General features: G+C 35.5%; 20 protein-coding genes and 1 riboswitch. Of the genes, 19 read left to right on the forward strand and 1 reads right to left on the reverse strand.

The features are described 5' to 3' along the window. Positions 1 to 5 precede the first annotated feature (5 nt). From CaldiYA01_RS03230 to CaldiYA01_RS03295, 14 genes are all read left to right on the forward strand, one after another. Positions 6 to 1,541, forward strand: coding sequence for an NAD(P)H-hydrate dehydratase (locus CaldiYA01_RS03230; RefSeq protein WP_207181292.1), 1,536 nt, complete (start codon positions 6 to 8; stop codon positions 1,539 to 1,541). Positions 1,542 to 1,550: 9 nt separating this feature from the next. Beyond that, positions 1,551 to 2,072, forward strand: a complete 522-nt coding sequence (locus CaldiYA01_RS03235; RefSeq protein ID WP_207181294.1) for a hypothetical protein — start codon at positions 1,551 to 1,553, stop codon at positions 2,070 to 2,072. Continuing rightward, the gene (alr, locus tag CaldiYA01_RS03240) at positions 2,069 to 3,241 is read left to right on the forward strand and encodes an alanine racemase (protein ID WP_207181296.1); all 1,173 of its coding nucleotides are present in this window, start codon (positions 2,069 to 2,071) and stop codon (positions 3,239 to 3,241) included. Before CaldiYA01_RS03235 ends, alr begins: the two co-directional genes overlap by 4 nt. Positions 3,242 to 3,346: 105 nt before the next feature. Further along, the gene (locus CaldiYA01_RS03245; protein WP_207181298.1) at positions 3,347 to 3,661 is read left to right on the forward strand and encodes a hypothetical protein; all 315 of its coding nucleotides are present in this window, start codon (positions 3,347 to 3,349) and stop codon (positions 3,659 to 3,661) included. After that, a complete protein-coding gene (locus tag CaldiYA01_RS03250; RefSeq protein ID WP_013290985.1) occupies positions 3,618 to 4,061 on the forward strand; it encodes a type II toxin-antitoxin system PemK/MazF family toxin in 444 nt (147 codons plus the stop codon). Before CaldiYA01_RS03245 ends, CaldiYA01_RS03250 begins: the two co-directional genes overlap by 44 nt. Next, positions 4,022 to 4,669: a hypothetical protein gene (locus tag CaldiYA01_RS03255; protein WP_207181300.1), complete on the forward strand. Its 648-nt coding sequence runs from the start codon at positions 4,022 to 4,024 to the stop codon at positions 4,667 to 4,669. Before CaldiYA01_RS03250 ends, CaldiYA01_RS03255 begins: the two co-directional genes overlap by 40 nt. 17 nt (positions 4,670 to 4,686) lie before the next feature. Next, positions 4,687 to 5,334, forward strand: coding sequence for a cytochrome c biogenesis CcdA family protein (locus tag CaldiYA01_RS03260; protein ID WP_207181302.1), 648 nt, complete (start codon positions 4,687 to 4,689; stop codon positions 5,332 to 5,334). Positions 5,335 to 5,368: 34 nt separating this feature from the next. Further along, complete coding sequence (locus CaldiYA01_RS03265) at positions 5,369 to 5,869, forward strand: TlpA family protein disulfide reductase (protein WP_207181304.1); 501 nt, start codon at positions 5,369 to 5,371, stop codon at positions 5,867 to 5,869. Between the two features lie 30 nt (positions 5,870 to 5,899). After that, complete coding sequence (locus tag CaldiYA01_RS03270; protein ID WP_207181306.1) at positions 5,900 to 6,220, forward strand: glycine cleavage system protein H; 321 nt, start codon at positions 5,900 to 5,902, stop codon at positions 6,218 to 6,220. A gap of 42 nt (positions 6,221 to 6,262) precedes the next feature. Further along, entirely contained in the window at positions 6,263 to 7,213 is a 951-nt protein-coding gene (locus tag CaldiYA01_RS03275; RefSeq protein ID WP_207181307.1) for an ABC transporter substrate-binding protein, read from the forward strand. Between the two features lie 14 nt (positions 7,214 to 7,227). Beyond that, complete coding sequence (locus CaldiYA01_RS03280; protein WP_238480615.1) at positions 7,228 to 8,247, forward strand: FecCD family ABC transporter permease; 1,020 nt, start codon at positions 7,228 to 7,230, stop codon at positions 8,245 to 8,247. Positions 8,248 to 8,251: 4 nt separating this feature from the next. Next, positions 8,252 to 9,493: an ABC transporter ATP-binding protein gene (locus CaldiYA01_RS03285; protein ID WP_207181311.1), complete on the forward strand. Its 1,242-nt coding sequence runs from the start codon at positions 8,252 to 8,254 to the stop codon at positions 9,491 to 9,493. 6 nt (positions 9,494 to 9,499) lie between these two features. Continuing rightward, positions 9,500 to 10,141, forward strand: coding sequence for a lactate utilization protein (locus CaldiYA01_RS03290; RefSeq protein WP_207181313.1), 642 nt, complete (start codon positions 9,500 to 9,502; stop codon positions 10,139 to 10,141). A gap of 101 nt (positions 10,142 to 10,242) precedes the next feature. Beyond that, positions 10,243 to 10,401: riboswitch (cyclic di-AMP (ydaO/yuaA leader) on the forward strand. Positions 10,402 to 10,405: 4 nt separating this feature from the next. Then, positions 10,406 to 11,365: a C40 family peptidase gene (locus CaldiYA01_RS03295; protein WP_207181314.1), complete on the forward strand. Its 960-nt coding sequence runs from the start codon at positions 10,406 to 10,408 to the stop codon at positions 11,363 to 11,365. A gap of 67 nt (positions 11,366 to 11,432) precedes the next feature. Here CaldiYA01_RS03295 and CaldiYA01_RS03300 read toward each other — a convergent pair whose 3' ends face one another. Continuing rightward, positions 11,433 to 12,332 carry a hypothetical protein gene (locus tag CaldiYA01_RS03300; RefSeq protein ID WP_207181317.1) on the reverse strand — a complete coding sequence of 300 codons (900 nt, stop codon included), beginning with the start codon at positions 12,330 to 12,332 and terminating at the stop codon, positions 11,433 to 11,435. A gap of 175 nt (positions 12,333 to 12,507) precedes the next feature. Between CaldiYA01_RS03300 and CaldiYA01_RS03305 the strand changes: the two genes are divergently transcribed. From CaldiYA01_RS03305 to CaldiYA01_RS03325, 5 genes are all read left to right on the forward strand, one after another. Further along, positions 12,508 to 13,017, forward strand: a complete 510-nt coding sequence (locus CaldiYA01_RS03305) for a YqeG family HAD IIIA-type phosphatase (protein WP_207181319.1) — start codon at positions 12,508 to 12,510, stop codon at positions 13,015 to 13,017. Then, on the forward strand, positions 13,014 to 13,865 hold the full coding sequence (gene aroE, locus CaldiYA01_RS03310) for a shikimate dehydrogenase (RefSeq protein WP_207181321.1): 852 nt from the start codon (positions 13,014 to 13,016) through the stop codon (positions 13,863 to 13,865). The genes CaldiYA01_RS03305 and aroE overlap by 4 nt, the downstream gene beginning before the upstream one ends. Positions 13,866 to 13,956: 91 nt before the next feature. Continuing rightward, positions 13,957 to 17,031: a response regulator gene (locus tag CaldiYA01_RS03315; RefSeq protein WP_207181323.1), complete on the forward strand. Its 3,075-nt coding sequence runs from the start codon at positions 13,957 to 13,959 to the stop codon at positions 17,029 to 17,031. Positions 17,032 to 17,080: 49 nt separating this feature from the next. Next, positions 17,081 to 18,778 carry a GspE/PulE family protein gene (locus CaldiYA01_RS03320; protein ID WP_207181331.1) on the forward strand — a complete coding sequence of 566 codons (1,698 nt, stop codon included), beginning with the start codon at positions 17,081 to 17,083 and terminating at the stop codon, positions 18,776 to 18,778. Between the two features lie 63 nt (positions 18,779 to 18,841). Next, a complete protein-coding gene (locus CaldiYA01_RS03325; protein ID WP_207181333.1) occupies positions 18,842 to 19,897 on the forward strand; it encodes a type IV pilus twitching motility protein PilT in 1,056 nt (351 codons plus the stop codon). Positions 19,898 to 19,900 lie beyond the last annotated feature (3 nt).

A 19,900-nucleotide genomic window follows, 5' to 3' on the forward strand; every position in this document is an offset into this window, starting at 1 on the left:
GATAAATGTTTGTTTTGACCTCATCCCAGATGAGGGAAATTGACAGGAAAGCTTCGCAGGAAATAGGGATACCTGAAGTTGTGCTGATGGAGAATGCTGGTTTTTGTGTTTTTGAAGAGATAAGAAAGGATTTTGAAACTCTTGATGACAAAAACATTGCAGTTTTTTGCGGAAAAGGCAACAATGGCGGCGATGGATTTGTTGTTGCAAGGTATCTTGCCCAGGTTTGTCCAAATGTAAAGGTATTCTTATTCGATGAGAATGTGACTTTGATATCCAAAGTTTTCCTTGATATATTGAAAAGGCTGGAAGTCGATGTTAGCATTTTGTCAGAAGAACTATTATTATCCCTCAAAACCCAGAGATTTGACATAATAGTTGACGCAATCTTTGGGATAGGTCTTTCAAAAGACATTGATGGGCTTTATAAAAAGGCAATTGAGTATATAAATGGTAGCGGCGCTTATGTATATTCAGTTGACATTCCAAGTGGAATTTGCTCTGATTCAGCTTCTGTGAGAGGCTGTGCTGTTAAGGCTAACAAGACAGTAACGTTTGTTTACCCTAAGATAGGGAATATTTTGTACCCAGGTAGTTATTATTGTGGAAAGGTAATTGTTAAAGATATAGGTATCCCTGAAAAGATTATCAAAGATATCAAGGTAAAGATTCTAACAGCCGAGGATTTAGATATATCCAAATTTTACAGGTTTCCCGACTCTCACAAAGGCGATTATGGCAAGGTGGGAATAGTTGCCGGGTCAAAGTATTATCCTGGTGCGGCGGTTCTGTGCAGCAATGCTGCAGTACAAAGTGGCTGTGGACTTTGCTACTTAATAACACCCCAAGAAGCGCTTTATTTTCAGAATTTAAGAAAACCGGAGATAGTAGTGCTGCCTCTTGAGGGCAAAGAAGGTGTTATATCTTTTGATGGTTTTGTAAAATTTGACGAATACCTTGCCAAGTTTGATGTTTTGGGATTTGGCTGTGGGCTTACGAAGAATGAAGAAGTTGAAAAGATATTGATTCATATTTTAGAAAATTTCCAAATACCTATTGTAATAGATGCAGATGGACTAAATACTCTGTCATCAAGCCAAAAAGCAAAAAAACTCTTGGCAAACTATAAATCTCAAAAAGTTTTAACCCCACATTATATGGAAGCTGCAAGGATTCTTGGCGTTGATGTAAAAGATGTTGCTAAAAGTCCAATTGATGCTGCCACAAAGATTGCAAGTGAATTTAGAGCTATATGCGTACTAAAAGGTTCAAGAACAATAATAACAGACGGAGATGAGGTTTTTATAAATGTTCTTGGCAATCCTGGCATGGCAAAAGGCGGAAGCGGAGATGTTCTCACGGGTATTATTTTGTCTATGATTGCTCAAGGGTATTCTGCTTTTGAGGCGGCAAAACTGTCGGTATATCTTCATTCTCTTTCGGCAGATATCTTGCTTGAAAAAAAGGCAATGCAGACAATTTTGCCCTCAGATATTATAGAGGGGTTGGACAGTGCTATTAGGAGACTAATTGAAGGTTAAATATAAAAAATGAGGTTTTTGTCTAAAAAACTCTGGCTGTGTATAGTAGTTATGCTGCTTTTTGAACTTCCCGGATGCAAAAATACTGTTCAACGTCCTGCTTTAAAAATTTTTCCTGACTATATTGCAAGAGGTTATGTGGAAATTTCTTCAAAAGATGGTGTTTCGAAGTACTCGTTTTTAGAAAAGAGAATTGATGGGAGGGTTGAGGCGGAGTTTGTAAAAGGCACAAGAAAAATAAAGCTGACAAAAGAGGACGGAAATGTTTTGATGGATGGCAAAAACATTAAAAGTATTGCCCAGGACATATTTTTGGACTACTATATAGATAAGCTAATAAATGCAGAAAAATACTCAATTGTAGTTCAAGAAAATCAAACAATTATTACGTTAGAGCTTAAAGATGATATAAGGTATCTTCATTTCTACTTTGTGGACGGCAAACTGGATAAAATAGGAGTAATATATCAGGATAAAAGATTTGTAAAAACAATCTACTTGACAGAATACAAAAAATACAGAGAGGGATGAGCAAAGTGTCGCTCTACAACAGAGTTTGGGCAGAGATTGATCTTGATAATTTGGTATACAATCTTGAAAATATCAAGAAAAAGATTTTACCTCAAACAAGAATAATGGCAGTGGTGAAGGCTGATGCATATGGGCACGGAGCGGTTGAAATTTCAAGAGTACTTGTAAAAAATGGTGTTAGTATGCTCGCTGTGGCAATAATTGACGAAGCTTTACAACTGAGACATTTCAATTTTGATGTTCCAATTTTAATTTTAGGTTTTACTCCTTTTGAACTTTCTGAGCAGGTTGTTGAAAACGAGATAAGCCAAACAGTTTACACGTATGAGCAGGCATATTATCTTAGCCAGGCAGCGCAAAAGATAGGTAAAAAAGCCAAGATACATATCAAAGTTGATACTGGAATGGGAAGAATTGGATTTTTGTGCTGTGAACAGAGCGTAAACACCATATTAAATATTGCTAAGCTGCCGAACATCGAACTTGAAGGAATATTCTCTCATTTTTCATCTGCAGACGATCCAGATTCGGACGATTTTACGCATGAACAGTTTATAAAATTTGAAAACTTTGTGAAAGAACTCAATAAAAATGGGGTATACTTTAAATATAAGCACATTGCAAATAGCAGTGCGGCAATCCGTTTCCCCCAGTATCAACTTGATATTGCAAGACTTGGCCTTATTCTATATGGGCTTTATCCAAATAGTAGCTTGAAAGAGCATATAAGTATCAAGCCTGTGATGTCTGTCAAGGCAAGAGTTATAAATGTGAAGGAGGTGCCAGAAGGCTTCCCAATAAGCTACAACAGAAAGTATATAACTACACGCAAAAGCAAAATTGCCACTATACCTATCGGTTATGCAGATGGGTTTACACGCGTTGGGAGCAGCCAAAGACATGTTCTCATAAAAGGTGAGTTTGCTAAGGTTGTTGGGAGTATATGTATGGACCAGTGCATGGTAGATGTGACCGATATTGAAGATGTGAAGATTGGTGATGAAGTTGTCATTATAGGAAAACAAGGAAAAAATGAGATTTTGGCTGACCATTTGGCTGATCAGATTGGCACTATAAACTATGAGGTTGTGTGTTCGTTTAGCAAGCGAATTCCACGGGTTTATATAAAGGATGGGCGAGTTGTCAAAATATTAAACTATATCTTATGAAAAATTTACATTGATTTATTCTTTTCAAAAACCGTATAATGATAATAAGCTCATCCGCTTATTCCTACATGTTTTTTATATTTTGTTTTGCAAGGGGGAAATGAGATGCCGCAAATACGATTTGTGAAATTCCTTTTGCAGTATAAAAGTAATTCTTATGATGATAGTTTTATGAGGACAGCTATTGAAAAAAGAAAGCTGAAAAAGATTGAAAGAGAACTTGAAAGTTGTTATAAAAAGTATGCAGAGCTAAATAGAAATATTGCAAACGAATGGGTTGCACTTGACTTTGAAGGACTTTTAAAATATGAGAATATAATTTATGATGATTTTGGGTATGATTTTTATAGAATAGAAGAAAGTAGGGTAGCGGAGAGTGGAGAAAGTGATACAGCAAAATCAAAATCAACCACCACTTGAAATCAAAAGGGGAGACATATTTTATGCTGACCTTGCTCCACATGTTGGTTCTGAGCAGGGCGGCATAAGACCAGTTCTGGTAATTCAAAATGATATAGGGAACAAATACAGCCCAACTGTGATTGTGGCTGCGATAACTTCACAGATTGGCAAAGCTAAATTTCCAACGCATGTTGAGATTCGTGCGGGTGAGTTTGGTCTCAGCCGTGACTCTGTCATTTTACTTGAGCAGATCAGAACAATTGACAAAGTGCGACTCAAAAATAAGGTTGGCAAACTTTCTGATGAGGTCATGGAAAAGGTAAACCAGGCAATTCTGATAAGCCTTGGGCTAATAGAATGGACAGCGGAGGGATATGATTGGAAAAAGAAAGAAGGCGCAGGGTTAAAAAAGGCGTAAATTTTTTGATACTTGTTCTGGTGGCAGGAGTGCTAAGTATGGGAGTTATATTTGCATTTTCTCAGTCAATTGACAGCAACGCACTTGTCACATACGGTTTTTTGAAAAAACAGGTTGACCAGTTAAAGTCGTACATAGACAATAAAATAAATGAATTAGATAAGAAAATAATGGATACAAATATTTCCTCAGGGCAAGTACAAGATATTCCGAAGTTGCAAAGCCAGCTTGCCAATTTATCTTCCGAGATTGAAAAACTAAAGGAGCAAACTAAGCAGCTTGATGCCAAACTTAAAAACGTCTCAGGCGCTTTAGTAACAAAAAAGAGCGATTTTGTATACACTAAAGGTTACGAGGTTATTAAGGTACCAAAAAGCAAGACCATCTTATTTGATGCATCAACAGAGTTTGTGGTACGAGTTGGAAAAGCTATTTCTGTGGTGCCCAAAGGGGCAACAATCATTGATTTGACAAGTGCAAAAGATGTGGGTTCAAACCAGCAACTTTTATTTAACCATTTTTATTTAGTGGCAAGAAGTGATGGTAGAGGATTTAAAGCTCTGGATGACGTGTGGGTAATTGTAAATGGTGGGTACAAAATCAAATAACAAAGGGGAAGAATATCATGAAAATAGATATTTTAGCGGCAGCGACAGCTGGTTTTTTGTCTTTTTTTTCTCCGTGTATTTTGCCGCTTATACCGGTGTATGTTCTATATCTTTTTTCTCAAAAAGGTAACAGGTTAAAAAATAGCTTTTTGTTTGTTCTGGGATTTTCAATTGTCTTTGTTGCACTTGGAGTGCTTGCTGCAGTGGTAGGCAGTGTTTTTTCTGGGTACAGTTTTGTGCTAAAAAAGATAGCAGCAATAGTTATTGTTTTGATGGGTCTGGTGATGCTTGACTTGTCACCAGATTTTTTAAAAAGGATTTTTATACCTATACAGGGTAAAGGTAATTTGGATATTAATGCTTCACCGTTGATTTTAGGAATGGTTTTGAGCATAAGCTGGACACCCTGTGTAGGACCAATTTTGGCCTCTATTTTGAGCATGGCGGCTATTTCAAAGACTCTTTTAAAAGGAGCGATGCTGCTTTTTATTTATTCGATAGGTTTTGCTGTACCGTTTTTGATCTCAAGCTTTTTAATAGACAGGCTAAAAGCTTTTTTTGGCATGTTGAATAGGTACAGCAGTGCAATAGAGTATTTTACAGGTGCGCTTTTGATTGCATTTGGTATGCTTGCATTCTTTGATAAGATAAATTTCTTCAGGTAGAAATTTGAAAAATTAAAAAAGAGGTGAATATTTCATGTTGAATATTAGAATCAAAAGTGTTATCTTTATATTGATAAGCGCCATTTTGATTGGGATTTTAGTATACCAGATTATGTCGCGCTCAAAAGAGAATACGGCTGCCGAAGGTATAGTTAATTTCAAACTTGTATCAGTGGATGGCAAAGAGTATTCACTGTTGGATTTTAGGGGCAGAAAGGTTGTACTCAACTTTTTTGCAACATGGTGTCCACCATGCAGGGCTGAAATACCCGATTTTGAAAGATTCCATCGAGAAAACAAAGATGTTGTCTTGATTGGCATTAATATTCAAGAAGATAAAGCAACAGTTGAGGAATTCTTAAATTCAATGGGAGTTTCATACCCAGTGCTTCTTGACAAAGATGGAAAGGTTTCTGCACAATTTGGGATTGAAGGAATACCCACAACATTTTTGATTGACGAAAATGGAAGGATAATAGCGAAAAACGTTGGTATGATGACTTACGAGCAGCTTAAAAATTTTACTGATAAATAAAAATACTTCGAAAAAAGGGAATGAAAAAGGATGCTGTATGGTGAGAGGCTTCTTTTTGGGGATATGTGGGTTGAAGTTAATGGTTCGATTGCTTCGGTAGGTATTACCAAAAATTTGGAGATAGAGCTTGGTGACATTGTGATGTTTGAGTTTTTCAAGACGTCAGGGTATATTCAAGAAGGAGAGGAGTTTGCAAGAATTGAGTCAATCTACAAGACGTACACCTTGAAATCACCAGTGAGTGGTTATATAAGGTGGGCAAACCGTGATCTTCTTTTTGATCCTACTTTATTAAATTTATTACCAGAAGAAACAGAAATAATTAGTATAGACATCCAGCAACTTGTGTGATATAATAATGCAAGCAAATTATTACATACAAAGGGGTTGAATATGCCGATGAAGTTCTCTAAAAAACTAGTTGCAATAGTTGTTTTAATTGCATTTGCGCTAGCTTTAATTCCATTTTATTCTCATGCTGCCGACTTTCCTGTCACAGTCAAGGATGGAAAAGGATATAGCATAACTGTAAAACAGAAACCTCAAAGGATTTTGTCGCTTGCGCTTCAGACAGATGAGATTTTGCTCAATATGGTATCAAGTAACAGAATTGTTGGGCTTTCTATATTTGCTGATGATAATAACAATTCTAATGTTGTGAATCTTGCTAAGAATGTGAAAGGAAGATACTCAAGCAATGATATTGAGAAGATAATTGCTGCAAAACCTGACCTTGTTATAGTACCTTATTACATTGACAAGTCAAAGTATGACCTTTTGAAGAAAGGTCTTAAGTGTCCAATATATGTCAGTTTAAATCCAAATTCAATTGCAAATATTAAGCAGGAAATAATAAATCTTTCAAAATTAACTGGTGAAACACAAAAGGGCCAACTTCTTATAAAGTACATGGATGATAAAATTGATTTTGTGCAAAAGAAAGTAAAATACTTGAGAAAAAAGAAGTATGTGCTTTTTTACACATACTATTTCAACTCAACATATGGTAAAAATACAACACAGCATGAAATAGCAAAGTATGCAGGGGTTATAAATATAGCAGCTGTTGCTGGATTGAAAGGCTGGCCAACTATCTCAAAAGAACAGATTTTGGAGTGGGACCCAGACATCATTGTTATTCCATCTGCGTCGTACAATCCAAAAAAGACTTCTCAGCAGTACGTAGAGGAGTTCAAAAAAGACCCTGCTTTCAAAAACCTGAAAGCTGTGAAGAACAACAGCGTAATTATTCTTGATGATAGGCACGTTCAAACAGTTTCGCACTATATTGTTGAAGGTATTTATGACTTGGCAAAAGCTGCATATCCGTATCTTTTCAAATAAGGCTTTTATAAGTGGTGGTACAGTTGAAAAAGGTTTTGATTATTTTAGCTCTTCTGCTTTTGACAGTATTTATAATATCCATAGGGGTGGGAAGTGTTTTTATCCCTCCCCTTCGTGTTTTAAAGGCACTTTTATCGCTCATAGGTATAAGTTTTGGTCCAACGAATGATATGGATTTGACAATTGTCGGACAAATAAGACTTCCAAGAATAATAATTGCCATGATTGTTGGGATGAGCTTAAGCATAGCAGGTGCGCTTGTTCAAGGACTTTACAGAAATCCCATGGCAGACCCAGGAATTATTGGAACATCAAGCGGTGCAAGTTTTGGTGCTATTGTTTGTATAGCCTTTTCGCTCAACACCATAAACATATTTTATTTACCATTGTTTGCTTTTGCAGGTGCGCTTTTGATTTCGTTTTTAGTGTATAGGCTTTCAACCAAGAACAACAAAACGCCCATTACAAACCTCATTTTAATTGGTATTGCAGTTTCAACCTTTGTGTCTTCAATAAACTCTTTGATTCTTTCAAACATAAATCAGTATCAGGTAAGCGAATATATATTTTGGATGCTTGGAAGCTTGGACGGTCGCAGCTGGGTACATGTGAAGATTAGCTTTATTCCTCTTTGTATATTAATGTTATTTTCTTTGCTGTTTGCAAAGAGGATAAACATTTTGATACTTGGAGAGGAAGAAAGCTTTACAATTGGAGTAAATCCAGAAAAGCTGAAAAAAACCTTGCTTGTTCTTGTTTCGCTCATAACAGGGATAGCGGTTTCTGTCTCAGGACCAATCAGCTTTGTTGGGCTAATTGTCCCCCACATGCTCAGACTCATTGTTGGAAGCGATTATAGAAGGCTGATACCTGCTTCAATTTTAAGTGGTGGAATATTTTTGATTGTGTGTGATACAATTGCAAGAGTATTGTTTTCACCGGTTGAAGTAAAGGTGGGGATTATAACCTCTTTAGTGGGGGTTCCGTACTTTCTGTACCTTCTGAAAAAGCGTGAAAATGAGGTGAGTGTATAGAATAATGCCTCTTTTTGTTGAGAACCTTAAATGCGGCTACTCTTATCCCATTGTTGAGATAAATGGAAGACTTAAGTTCGAAGAAGGGAAAGTCTATGGATTTGTTGGACCAAACGGAAGTGGTAAAAGTACACTAATAAAGGCTTTAGCAGGGCTTGTCAAAATTTTTGAAGGCAGGATTTGTTTTGGTGATGTGCAGATAAGCAAGCTTTCCGACATAGAAAGAGCAAAGCTTATTTCGTACATGCCACAGCACATCTTTTCAAGCTTTCCATTTACAGTGCTTGATGTTGTGATGATGGGAAGATTTCCTTATGAAAAGAGCAGGTTCTTTGCTACCTACGAGAGCAAAAAAATCGCGGAGGAGAAAATAGAACAGGTTGATCTTTCCAGCAAAAAACTTTTGAGCATATTAAAGATTTCTGGTGGTGAGAGGCAAAGAACTTCCTTTGCACGTGTGCTTGCTCAAAGTAGCAAAGTTTTGCTTTTAGATGAGCCAAATTCAAACTTGGATATTTCCCATCAAGAAAAAATTTTAAGAATTGCAAAAAAGGAAGCGCTTGATGGCAAGATTGTCATAATGGCAATTCATAATCTGAAAATTGCAGCCAAAGTGTGCGATTGCGTGATTATAATGAAAGATGGTAAAATTGTAGATATTGGAAGACCAGATGAGGTTCTAAACCAACAGAACATCAAAAAGGTGTACAATGTTGACGCAGTTGTTTACAAAAATCCATTTGGGATATTTGATATAGAACTTATCCAGAGAGAAGACCCAAAAGCTGTGCACGTTCATGTTGTTGCAGGAGGTGGGAGCGCACAGCTTCTTTTCAGGATGCTCGTTGAAATGGGGTGTAAAGTCACAACAGGTGTACTTTCCACAAACGATACAGACTTTGAAACAGCTCAGCTTTTTTCCATCTATACAGTTTTTACGAAACCTTTTATGCCAATTGGAGAAAAAGAGTATATTGAAAATATTCAGCTAATCAGCAAGGCAGACCTGTGCGTGCTTTGCAGTATTCCGTTTGGTGTTCAGAACCTGAAAAACTTAGAGGCGCTAAGGTATGCTAATAAGCTTTGCATAATTGAAGAGGAGGATATTTCAAAACGCGATTTTACAGGCGGTTTTGCAACAAATCTTTACAATTGCTTGAGAGAAAAAGCCTTAGTTGTTTCAAACAGTGAGAGTTTGAAAGATTATATCTTAAGAGAAACAAATGTAAAAGATGTAAAGGAGTGATTTAAAATGAATCAAAATAAGGCATGGTGGTTGGATACAAACTTTGAAACTGTAAAGAAAAACTTGGAGGCAAGAAACTTTGAATGTTTTGTTGTTGAAAAAAAAGAAGATGTTGTACCTCTTTTAGAAAAACTCATTTCAAAAGGCAGCATGGTATCATGCGGTGGGTCAATGACACTTTTTGAATGTGGTGTGATAGATTTTCTGAGAAATGGCAATTACAACTTTTTGGACAGATACAAAGAAGGAATAACACCTGAGGAGCTTGGTGAGATTTACAGAAAATCTTTCTGGGCTGACTACTATCTTATGTCAACAAACGCAATAACACTTGACGGAAAACTCATAAACATAGATGGGAATGGCAACAGGCTTGCAGCGCTTCTTTTCGGTCCTAAAAATGTAATAGTGATTGCCGGAAAGAACAAGCTTGTTTTAAACGAGGAACAAGGTTTGCTGAGAGTAAGGAACATAGCATCTCCTATGAACTCAAAAAGACTTTCTCGAAACACACCCTGTACCCAGGACGGAAAATGCCATGATTGTTTAAGTTTTGAGTGCATCTGCAGCCATATTGTTGTAACAAGAAGGTCTCCTGCAAAGGGAAGAATCAAGGTTGTGCTGGTCAAAGAAGACTTGGGCTTTTAGAGATGGGGTTGTAATATTTCAGAAATATTTGCGTAACAATTCTGTAAAAAAGGGTTGACAGAATAAAGTGACTTGTAATAAAATAATAACATCAAAATAATAAACTTCATAGGCTGAATGTCTGAGCAAATTGTAAAAATTGCTCAGACAGCGGGAGACCCAAAGTAAGTCAGGGGTGAATCGGCAAAAGTGTTGCCGTAGGGATAGCCTTCTTGTCCCGAACCCGTCAGCTAATCCCGTAAGCCTCAAGAAGGGAGTTTTTGCATGAATCTCAGAAGTTTAATGGCTATACTTCTTGTAATTTTTTTGATGTTTTTTTCTGCAAAGGCCTTTGCCCAGTCAGCCCAGGCAAAATCCACAATAAATATAAGAAGTGCACCTTCAACAAGTAGTAAGATTTTAGGAGTTTTCCCCAAAGGGTTTAAAGCACAAGTTTTGTCAAATACAGGTGGATGGGTAAAGATTTCGTATGATGGAATTGTTGGGTATGTAAAGTCTGATTACATAGCTATTACGAATGAAAAAATGAGCGCAGTTTTAAATAATTCAAGAGCAAGTGTAGCAAAAACGGCTGATATAATTGCGCAAGCCACAGTTTTAAAAGACAATGCACGCCTGAGAAGTGATATGTCAACTTCATCAAAGGTGCTGAAGACATTAAAAAATGGTAGCAAGGTGTATGTCCTGTCAAAAGAACAAAATGGCTGGGTGAAGGTAAAGACGCTTGATGGCGCAGTAGGATATATGGCTTATTACCTTTTGAAGATGCCATCGCAGCTTGTATCAAAAACAGTGTCACGTGGTGGGTTTGAAAGAAGTCAAGCAGAAACTTTTATAAATCTTAGCTTGGCACAGAGAATTTTGGAGTTTGCTCAAAGATTTCGTGGCATAAGATACTCATACGGTGGAACATCGCCATCAACTGGTTTTGACTGTTCAGGATTTGTTCAGTTTGTGTTTAGAAACTTTGGAATAAATTTAGAAAGAACAGCAGCTGACATGGCAAGGGCAAATGGTGTGAGAATTTCGTATAGTGAAATTCAACCGGGAGATTTGCTTTTCTTTGATACAGATGGTGGGAAAAATTATATAAATCATGTTGGCATATATTTAGGTGGTGGCAAGTTCATTCATGCGTCAAGTGCAAGGGGACGTGTAACAGAAACTGACCTAAATTCATATTATGGAAGATTTTTTATGATGGCAAAAAGGGTCATAAGATGAAAGTAAAAAGGGGCTTTTTCCTGAAAATCAGAAAGGGAAAAGCCCCTTTTATGTTTGAAAATGTTTTTTACTTTTTTATCAAAGGCAAAATTAGGTTTTTGACATCTTCCTCGTTTTCAATAGTAGCGTCAACCTTATTGAGCTGCCAAACCTCAAGATGAGAAATCTCTTCGCCCGGTGCCACAAGGTAAAGTGGACTTAGAGTTTCCATCTCAAGCATGAAATCGGTTGTATATGTTTCGTAAGAACATCCAAAGTCAGGGTACTGGGCACCATCTATGTGTTTATATTGTTTTATAAACAAGTTTCCATCGATTAAATAGCAAGCCCAGCCATCTAAATTTGGATATCCAATCTTAAACGGTGGTTTGCAGTTTTTATCCTGTTTTAGAATAATAAAATTCTCTCCCCACAAGACTCTGTGGTCGTTAAGTTTTGTGTATGGCCACATAACCAAAGGATAGCTTGGTAAAAGTCCTGTATCAATCTTTGGAATTGGCATGACTTCAACTCCACCAGGAGCCATTACAGAAAGAGCCCAAATTGCAAACTTAACTTCAAAAAGACCATTGTTTTTGATTTTATACGTTACATAAACTTCTGGTTCAGTTGGGTGAAACTTCAGTTCAATTGTTTTTTGCAAGAAAGTTGTGGTTTCCATAGGTTGTTTTAGTACAATGCCATTTTCTACAATTTCAAAGTCTATTTTGTGATTATCAGGGAAATATGTGCGCTCAATAGCTTCCGGGCTGTGCCACAGTCTTGTGCCGCCGTATATTCTCCACTCATCACCGCCAACTTTTCCTGCCTGGTCTTTTACCACGCAAAAAACGTTCTTACCACCTTCAAATCCAAAATGAATTATTCTTGGTCCCACGTCTGTTGTGACAACTGCTTCGATTTTTCCATTAGAGATTTTATAGCAGTTTTCCCAGCCCATATACTCAACTTTTTTTACCTCAACCATTTTTAAGCTTTTTCCCCCTTCTCAATTTATTTTGAAAATTATAAAGGCTTAGAATATAATTAAATTATACCTTATCAGGTTGTATTTTCACAAATCAAAAAACAAAAAAGTTGTGTAGATTCATTTTTTCTTTGACAATTTTTAGATGGTAAAAGGGAGAGAAAGGGCAGAGAAGATGCTAAAAAAATTTAAGCCTGACATGATATGCAAAAGTATATTGGATGTTGACCTTGAAACTCTTATAAAAAGAGGAATAAACTATCTCATTATCGACATAGACAACACCATAGTTGCGTGGGGTGAATTTGATGTAAGAGACGAGATTATTGAGTGGCTTGAAAAGGCTCAAAAGATGGGATTTAAAATTTGCCTTGTTTCGAACAACCAGAAGGATAGAGTCAAAAAAATAGAAAGTATGCTTGGCATTCCTGCCATCTATAATGCAAAAAAGCCTTTGAAATCTGGATTTTTAAAAGCATCAATACTGCTTCATCAGGGCAAGAAAAATCATCAAACAGCTGTGATAGGTGACCAGTTTTTTACAGATGTCATAGGTGCAAAAAGGTTAAAACTCTTTGTGATATTGGTCCGACCATTAAAAGAAAAGGAGTTTTTTGTAACAAGGATAAACAGGATTTTTGAGAAGAAAATTCTAAAATATTACGAAAAGGATGAGAGAAAATGAAAAAGCTTTTTTTGATTGGAAAGAGCTTAAAACACTCAATTTCACCTTTTATTCATAACAGGATTCTATCTGAGTTTGAGATTGATGCAATTTATTCAAATTTAGAACTCTCTGATACTGAAGAGCTAAAAGAATTTGTTGAGATGGTAAAAAAAGACAAGGATGTTGTTGGGTTTAACATAACAATACCATACAAGGAAGATATTTTAAAGTTTTGTGATGAAGTCTCAGAAGATGTCAGAATAATAAAAGCGGCAAATACTGTGAAAAAAGAAGATGGGAAGCTTTTGGCTTACAATACAGACTGGATAGGTTTTAAAAAAAGCTTAGAGGATAGGGGGGTTGATGTAAAAGACAAAAAGATATTGGTACTTGGTAGCGGTGGTGCGGCAAAAGCTTGTATCTACGGACTTTACAGGATGGGTGCAAAAGAAGTGTTTGTTGCAAACAGGACATATGAGAAGGCAGAAAGGTTAAAAGAGGTTCTTCAAGACATTTTAAAGATACTTCCAATAGAATGGCTAAGAAGATATGAGTTTAAATACGATATAATTATTAACACAACATCTGTGGGAATGTTTCCGAATATTGAAAACAATCCTTTTGACTTTGAAATTTATGAGCAGAGCCCGCCAGTTTTTGTATATGATATGATATACAATCCTCTTAAGACCGCCTTTTTGAAGGAAGCTGAAAAGAGAGGGATAAAGACTGAAAACGGACTTAAGATGCTTGTGTACCAAGCAGTTGAAGCTGAAAAGATTTGGTTTGGTGACATTGATATTGTCTCAAATTTGATTGCTGAAATACTAAATCAATGTGAGAGGAAAGTAGCCCAATTTGAATAAGTATTTTTGTAATTTTCCCAAAAATTTTTTTACTTTATGTTATTTTGTGGTATAATTTATATAAGGACATAAATCGAGGGGTGTATCAAAAATGAAAATTATGATAGTTGATGATGCTGTATTTATAAGAAAGGTGTTAAAGGGTATTTTAATTGAGCTTGGGTACAATGTTGTAGCAGAAGCCTCAACAGGGAAAGACGCAATAGAACAAGCTTCTAAAGTAAAGCCAGATATTATTACACTTGATATAACCCTTCCTGACATGAGTGGGATTGATGTTTTAAAAGAGATAAAGAAAATAAATCCAGCCATTCAAATAATAATGGTTTCTGCGCTTTCAGGACAGGAAGCTGTAATGCAGGCTTTAAGGGAAGGTGCAGTTAATTATATTACAAAACCGTTCTCAAAAGAAAAAATAGAAAGTGTATTAAAAAGTGTTTGTGAAAGCATAGAACTTAAGAAAGATGAAGAAAGCAAGAGTGAAAAGAAAGAAAAAGAGGTTATAGGACTTCAAATAGTTAACTCTGAAGAAACTTCAGAAGGACCAAATTTAGAAGGAGCTATAACACCTGACTTTGAAATAAGTAATTTAGATGAGAAGTTACCAGTAGAAGAATTAGCAGAAGAAAACACGAAAAATGAGCCATTTTATGAGAACACAAATGTAGAAGAAAATAGAAAAATTGAAAAAGAAGAGATACATATTGATTTTAAGTCAGATTTGCAGGAAGAAAATAGTAAAGCGAGACTTGAAGATATAAGGGTATTCGAAAAAGACGAAGGATATGTTTTGTCCCTTTATTTTAATGAACCTGTAACATACAATTTTGGTAAAATGAAGATTGGTAATGGTTTTATACTTAACGTTGAAGATTGTAAAGTCGACCCAAATGTTAAAGAGACCATAAAGGTTTCTGATGAGGGTTTAAGAGAGATAAAAGTAGAAGAGATTTCAGGCAATGTTTACATTGCAATTAAAACTGATATACGAAAGTTCAACATACAAGAAAACGATAGGATAATTGAGATATTATTACAAAAAGAGACTGCTCGTCTATCCTACAATCCTTTGACAAAACTTTTGCTAATAGAAGGAATATCTTCAAGAAACATAGAAGTAGAAAAAGCTGAAAACAACTTAAAAATTAATATCCTGAGCAAAGAGTCAGCATTAAAAGAGGAAGTAATGGAAATTAATGATGGTTTGGTTGAAATAATTGAAGTGCTCAAGACTTTCAAAGGTTTTGTAGTTCTAGTTAAAAGTTCAAAATTCTTAGAATTTGAAAAGATTGAAGGAAGATCTTCGTTTGGAATCAGGTTAAAAGAAGCAAATTTAATCAGGAAATGGAATGTATTTACTAAAGAGGATATGACAATAGTTGAAATAATTTCATCGACTGGGGATGCACAGGTCCAAATGGAACACGATAAAGAAAATAATAAGTTATATGTATATTTTATAGATTTAGAAGTGCCAGATGAACTTCTGAACAAGCGATATGAATACGAAGAAGGTTTTATTGAATGGATAGAATTTAAAAAAGATTATGCAAATAAAGCAAAGAGCTACATGATTATATCCACTCCAGTAAGTAAAGTGAGTGTATCTAAAGAAAATAGCAGAATACTTATTTTATGCAGATCGCAAAGAGCATTTTTGCTTTATGATAACTTGCAAACAAGACTTATTTTCCAGAATATTAAGCCTTCTGAGATAGAACTTGAGCTTGTTGAAGACAAGAAATTAAGATTTAGTATACTCAATAGATTTGTAAATCTAATAAAAGATTCTATGGTGGAAGAAAATCAGTTTATTGAAAAAGTAGATATTGAAAGAGTTAGAAATGGTTATGAGGGTCTAATATATCTTAAAAAAAGATGCAGTTTTTATTCTCTTTTGGCTAAAGATAAGGTATCTACAGATGTTTACCTAACACCTTTGAAAGCACAGAACAAAATCAACTTTTATGAGTACGAAGAAAAAGATAATAAAGCTATTTTGCATATAAGAGGAGAGGGAGAGTTAAATAAAGAGATTAAAAAAGAAAATGGGGTTATCAGAATTGAAATTCATGATGCTCAATTGGAGAACATATCCACATTACCTGTTGAGCTTGAGAGCTGTTGTGTTGAAAAAATTGTTTTTAAAGAAGAGGAGAATAATAAAGTTTTAATAGACATTTATTCTTTTAAGGATGATTTTATTGTAAATAATCACGAAAAGGGTTTTGATTTAGAATTTGTTCTGGATGTTATAGAAATTCAAGCTTTTGAGAATTTTATTCAGTTCATTGGACTTAATAAAAATGATTTTATTTTAAAAGAAGTAAGAGAAAACAATCAATTTGAATTAGAAATTAAGAAAAAAGGTATCTTTATTTCCACGGGACTATTCAAAGTTGAAGACAGCCTTATCAAGAGCTATCAGGTTTATAAGTCTAATGGAAGTTATGGCATTGTAATAAAAACTAATAAAAAGTCAACTGCTATTATAAGTTCTGATGAAGAAAGAACTGTTAAAATTATAATGAAAAAACTACCTGAACTTGTAGTATGTGAAGTTGTTGTAAATAGTGAAAATGAAGCATATCTGAAACTTAGTTTTGACTGTGAGCTATTTAAAGAGCCAGAGATAGAACAAATTGGCAAAGGTATGTTAGAAGTCAAGCTGTCAAAAATTGTATATGACCAGATTGAATTGACTTCTCAGTATTATGAGAAAGGAATAATAAAACTTATAGAGTTTATACCTGCTGAGGAAAATTTAAGTATAAGAACAAGCTTTAACCGTGCACAGTGGGAAATAGAATCTAACTTATCACAAGTTCTTTTAAAGTTTGAAAAAGCAACTTCAAAAGTTGAAATTGATGAAGCTGGTGTTTTAGTAAAGTATATAGATGCAGAGGATATATCATACAGGGTTTTTGATGAAAACGGCGTTGTAATATTAGAGGTACCTTCTTATGCAGGTGATTTTGTTAATACTGTTCCAGTTATAAAAAGTGAAAAGACGGTAAAATTTGTCAGCATAGAAAAGATGGAATCTGGGTGGAGAATATATTTGATTACAGTATTAGGTATTAAGTATAACTTAGTAAAAAAACAAGATGAAATGAAGATAGAATTTTTGGAAGAAAAATGTGGTTTGAGTGAGATTGCTGGCTAAGTTTTTAAGAAGAGATAAGTTGGTAAAGACCAAAAGAAGGTGAATTCAGTTGCCAGTAAATGAAAAGAGAAAAATTGGTGAGCTTTTATTAGAGGCAGGAATTATTACAAGACAGCAACTTGAGGAAGCGCTTCAGATTCAGAAAAAAACAGGTAAAAAAATAGGCGAAATTCTTGTTGAAAAGGGTTATATTACAGAAGATGAAATTTTAGAAGTTCTGGAATTCCAGCTGGGAATTCCACATGTTAAGCTTGACCAGTATGTAATTGACCCTGAGGTTGTGAACTTAGTTTCAGAGAGTATAGCAAGAAGGCATACTTTAATTCCAATTCAGCTAAAGGATGATAAACTTGTTGTTGCTATGGCAGATCCGCTGAATATATTTGCTATTGAAGATGTTTCGATATACTCAGGCAAAAATGTCCAGCCGGTGATTGCTAAAGCATCTGAAATAAAAAGACAAATAGAAAGATTTTACGGTAAGCAAGAAGCTCTAAAAGCTATTGAAGAGCTAAAAAAAGAAGGCTCATCTCAAAGAAAAATCCAAACAACAAGAATGCAAATAAGTTCAGAAGATGACGTGGAAGGGCCTGTTGTCAAGCTTGTAAATTCTATATTTGAGCAAGCAATAACATCACGTGCAAGTGATATTCACATTGAACCTTTTGAAAATGAAATTAGAGTTAGGTTTAGAATTGACGGTATACTTTATGATATACTTCAACTTGAGATTGAAACGTTACCATCTCTTGTTGCAAGGATAAAGGTTATAGGTAACATGGACATTGCTGAAAAAAGAGTGCCTCAGGATGGTAGAACTACTTTCTTGTTTGCTGACAAGGTATATGACATGAGAATTTCTTCACTTCCAACTGTCTACGGTGAGAAGATAGTTATAAGAATTGCTGACAAAGGAGCATTTATTAAATCGAAAACAGATCTTGGTTTTACAGAAGATGACTTGGAAAAGTATAACAGAATTATATCAGCACCCCATGGTATTATTCTTGTGTGTGGTCCAACTGGAAGTGGAAAGACCACTACCTTGTACACAATTCTTAATGAGCTTAACACAGGGTTAAAAAACATCATAACAGTAGAAGATCCTGTTGAGAGTACAATATATGGTATAAATCAGGTTGAAGTAAACCCAAAAGCAGGGCTTACATTTGCAGCAGCCCTGCGTTCTATCTTAAGGCAGGACCCTGACATCATAATGATAGGTGAGATTAGAGATAAAGAAACTGCTGATATGGCAGTAAGAGCTGCTATCACAGGGCATTTGGTACTTTCCACAATCCATACCAACGATGCACCGTCTGCTGTCACGCGGCTTGTTGATATGGGTATTGAAAACTTTTTGATAAGTTCGTCACTTGTTGGTGTTATATCTCAAAGACTTATTCGAAAAATTTGCCCATATTGTAAGGAAGAGTACACTCCTACCGAAGCAGAACTAAAGGCTCTTGACATAGAAGAAAATTACAATGTAAAATTATACAGAGGAAGAGGTTGTGCACTTTGTAACAATAAAGGATATTACGGCAGGTCTGGGATATATGAAATAATGATAGTAACAAATCAGATAAAAAGATTAATTGTGAAAAAAGATGTAAGCAGTGATGAAATAAAACAACTTGCTATAAAAGAAGGAATGAAAACATTGAAAGATGCTTGTAAAGAGAGGGTTTTAAGCGGGATAACTACAGTTGAAGAATTTTTAAGAGTTACATTTTCACTTGAGTGATTTTAAATGTTCGAGGGGTTTAATTAAAAAGAGTTGAGGATAGAGGAAGGAGGAAAGGCCTAAATGGATATAAACGAGATTTTAAAAGAAGCATTTTTAAAAGGCGCTTCTGATATACATATCACAGCAGGTTCACCCCCTATCATGAGGGTGCACGGCGTACTTACACGTATGAGCGATTTGAGTCTCACACCAGAGATAACTGAAAGGTTTGTAAAAGAAATTACAAATGAATACCAGTACAAACGATTGCAAGAAGCTGGTGAAGTTGATTTTTCTTACAGCATAAGAGGTCTTAGCAGGTTTAGAGTAAATGCTTTCAAACAAAGAGGATCCTATGCAATTGCGTTTAGGGTTATATCACAGGATATACCTAAATTTGAAACGTTAGGGCTTCCATCAATTTTAAAAGATTTTACAAGGCTCAACAAAGGACTTGTGCTTGTTACTGGTCCGACAGGTTCAGGAAAATCAACTACCTTAGCGTCGCTAATAGACATAATAAACAGTGAAAGAAACTTACACATTATTACATTGGAAGACCCTATTGAATATCTTCACAGACACAAAAAGAGTATTGTTAACCAAAGAGAAATAGGGAATGATACTCAAAGTTTTGCGGCAGCCCTGAGAGCTGCTCTTCGTGAGGACCCTGATGTAATTCTGGTTGGCGAGATGAGAGATTTAGAGACAATTTCCATAGCACTTACCGCTGCAGAAACCGGGCACTTGGTTTTTTCAACACTTCACACCGTTGGTGCAGCAAAAACAATTGATAGAATCATCGATGTTTTTCCACCGTATCAACAGCAGCAGATACGTGTTCAGCTTTCAACTGTGCTTCAGGCAGTTGTCTCGCAACAGCTTTTAACACGTCGAGATGGAAAAGGCAGGGTTGTAGCTGTTGAAGTTATGATAGCAAATGCGGCGATAAGAAATTTAATAAGAGAAGCAAAAACGTATCAAATACAGTCAATTATTCAGACGCATACTAAAAATGGTATGGTAACAATGGAACAATCTCTTGTTGATTTGTATAAAAGAGGGCTTATAACAAGAGAAGATGCAATAATGTATGCATCTGACCAGGAACTTATAAACAAGCTTTTGATATTCTAAAGG

Source organism: Caldicellulosiruptor diazotrophicus (assembly GCF_017347585.1).
Classification (GTDB): Bacteria; Bacillota; Thermoanaerobacteria; order Caldicellulosiruptorales; family Caldicellulosiruptoraceae; genus Caldicellulosiruptor; species Caldicellulosiruptor diazotrophicus.

Coding starts and splice junctions, on each gene's coding strand:
- CaldiYA01_RS03230 (WP_207181292.1), top strand. CDS start 6: ATGTTTGTTTTGACCTCATCCCAGATGAGGGAAATTGACAGGAAAGCT.
- aroE (WP_207181321.1), top strand. CDS start 13,014: ATGAAAAAGCTTTTTTTGATTGGAAAGAGCTTAAAACACTCAATTTCA.
- CaldiYA01_RS03285 (WP_207181311.1), top strand. CDS start 8,252: ATGCCTCTTTTTGTTGAGAACCTTAAATGCGGCTACTCTTATCCCATT.
- CaldiYA01_RS03235 (WP_207181294.1), top strand. CDS start 1,551: ATGAGGTTTTTGTCTAAAAAACTCTGGCTGTGTATAGTAGTTATGCTG.
- CaldiYA01_RS03265 (WP_207181304.1), top strand. CDS start 5,369: ATGTTGAATATTAGAATCAAAAGTGTTATCTTTATATTGATAAGCGCC.
- CaldiYA01_RS03275 (WP_207181307.1), top strand. CDS start 6,263: ATGCCGATGAAGTTCTCTAAAAAACTAGTTGCAATAGTTGTTTTAATT.
- CaldiYA01_RS03270 (WP_207181306.1), top strand. CDS start 5,900: ATGCTGTATGGTGAGAGGCTTCTTTTTGGGGATATGTGGGTTGAAGTT.
- CaldiYA01_RS03300 (WP_207181317.1), bottom strand. CDS start 12,332: ATGGTTGAGGTAAAAAAAGTTGAGTATATGGGCTGGGAAAACTGCTAT.
- CaldiYA01_RS03315 (WP_207181323.1), top strand. CDS start 13,957: ATGAAAATTATGATAGTTGATGATGCTGTATTTATAAGAAAGGTGTTA.
- CaldiYA01_RS03260 (WP_207181302.1), top strand. CDS start 4,687: ATGAAAATAGATATTTTAGCGGCAGCGACAGCTGGTTTTTTGTCTTTT.
- CaldiYA01_RS03305 (WP_207181319.1), top strand. CDS start 12,508: ATGCTAAAAAAATTTAAGCCTGACATGATATGCAAAAGTATATTGGAT.
- CaldiYA01_RS03290 (WP_207181313.1), top strand. CDS start 9,500: ATGAATCAAAATAAGGCATGGTGGTTGGATACAAACTTTGAAACTGTA.
- CaldiYA01_RS03325 (WP_207181333.1), top strand. CDS start 18,842: ATGGATATAAACGAGATTTTAAAAGAAGCATTTTTAAAAGGCGCTTCT.
- alr (WP_207181296.1), top strand. CDS start 2,069: ATGAGCAAAGTGTCGCTCTACAACAGAGTTTGGGCAGAGATTGATCTT.
- CaldiYA01_RS03245 (WP_207181298.1), top strand. CDS start 3,347: ATGCCGCAAATACGATTTGTGAAATTCCTTTTGCAGTATAAAAGTAAT.
- CaldiYA01_RS03295 (WP_207181314.1), top strand. CDS start 10,406: ATGAATCTCAGAAGTTTAATGGCTATACTTCTTGTAATTTTTTTGATG.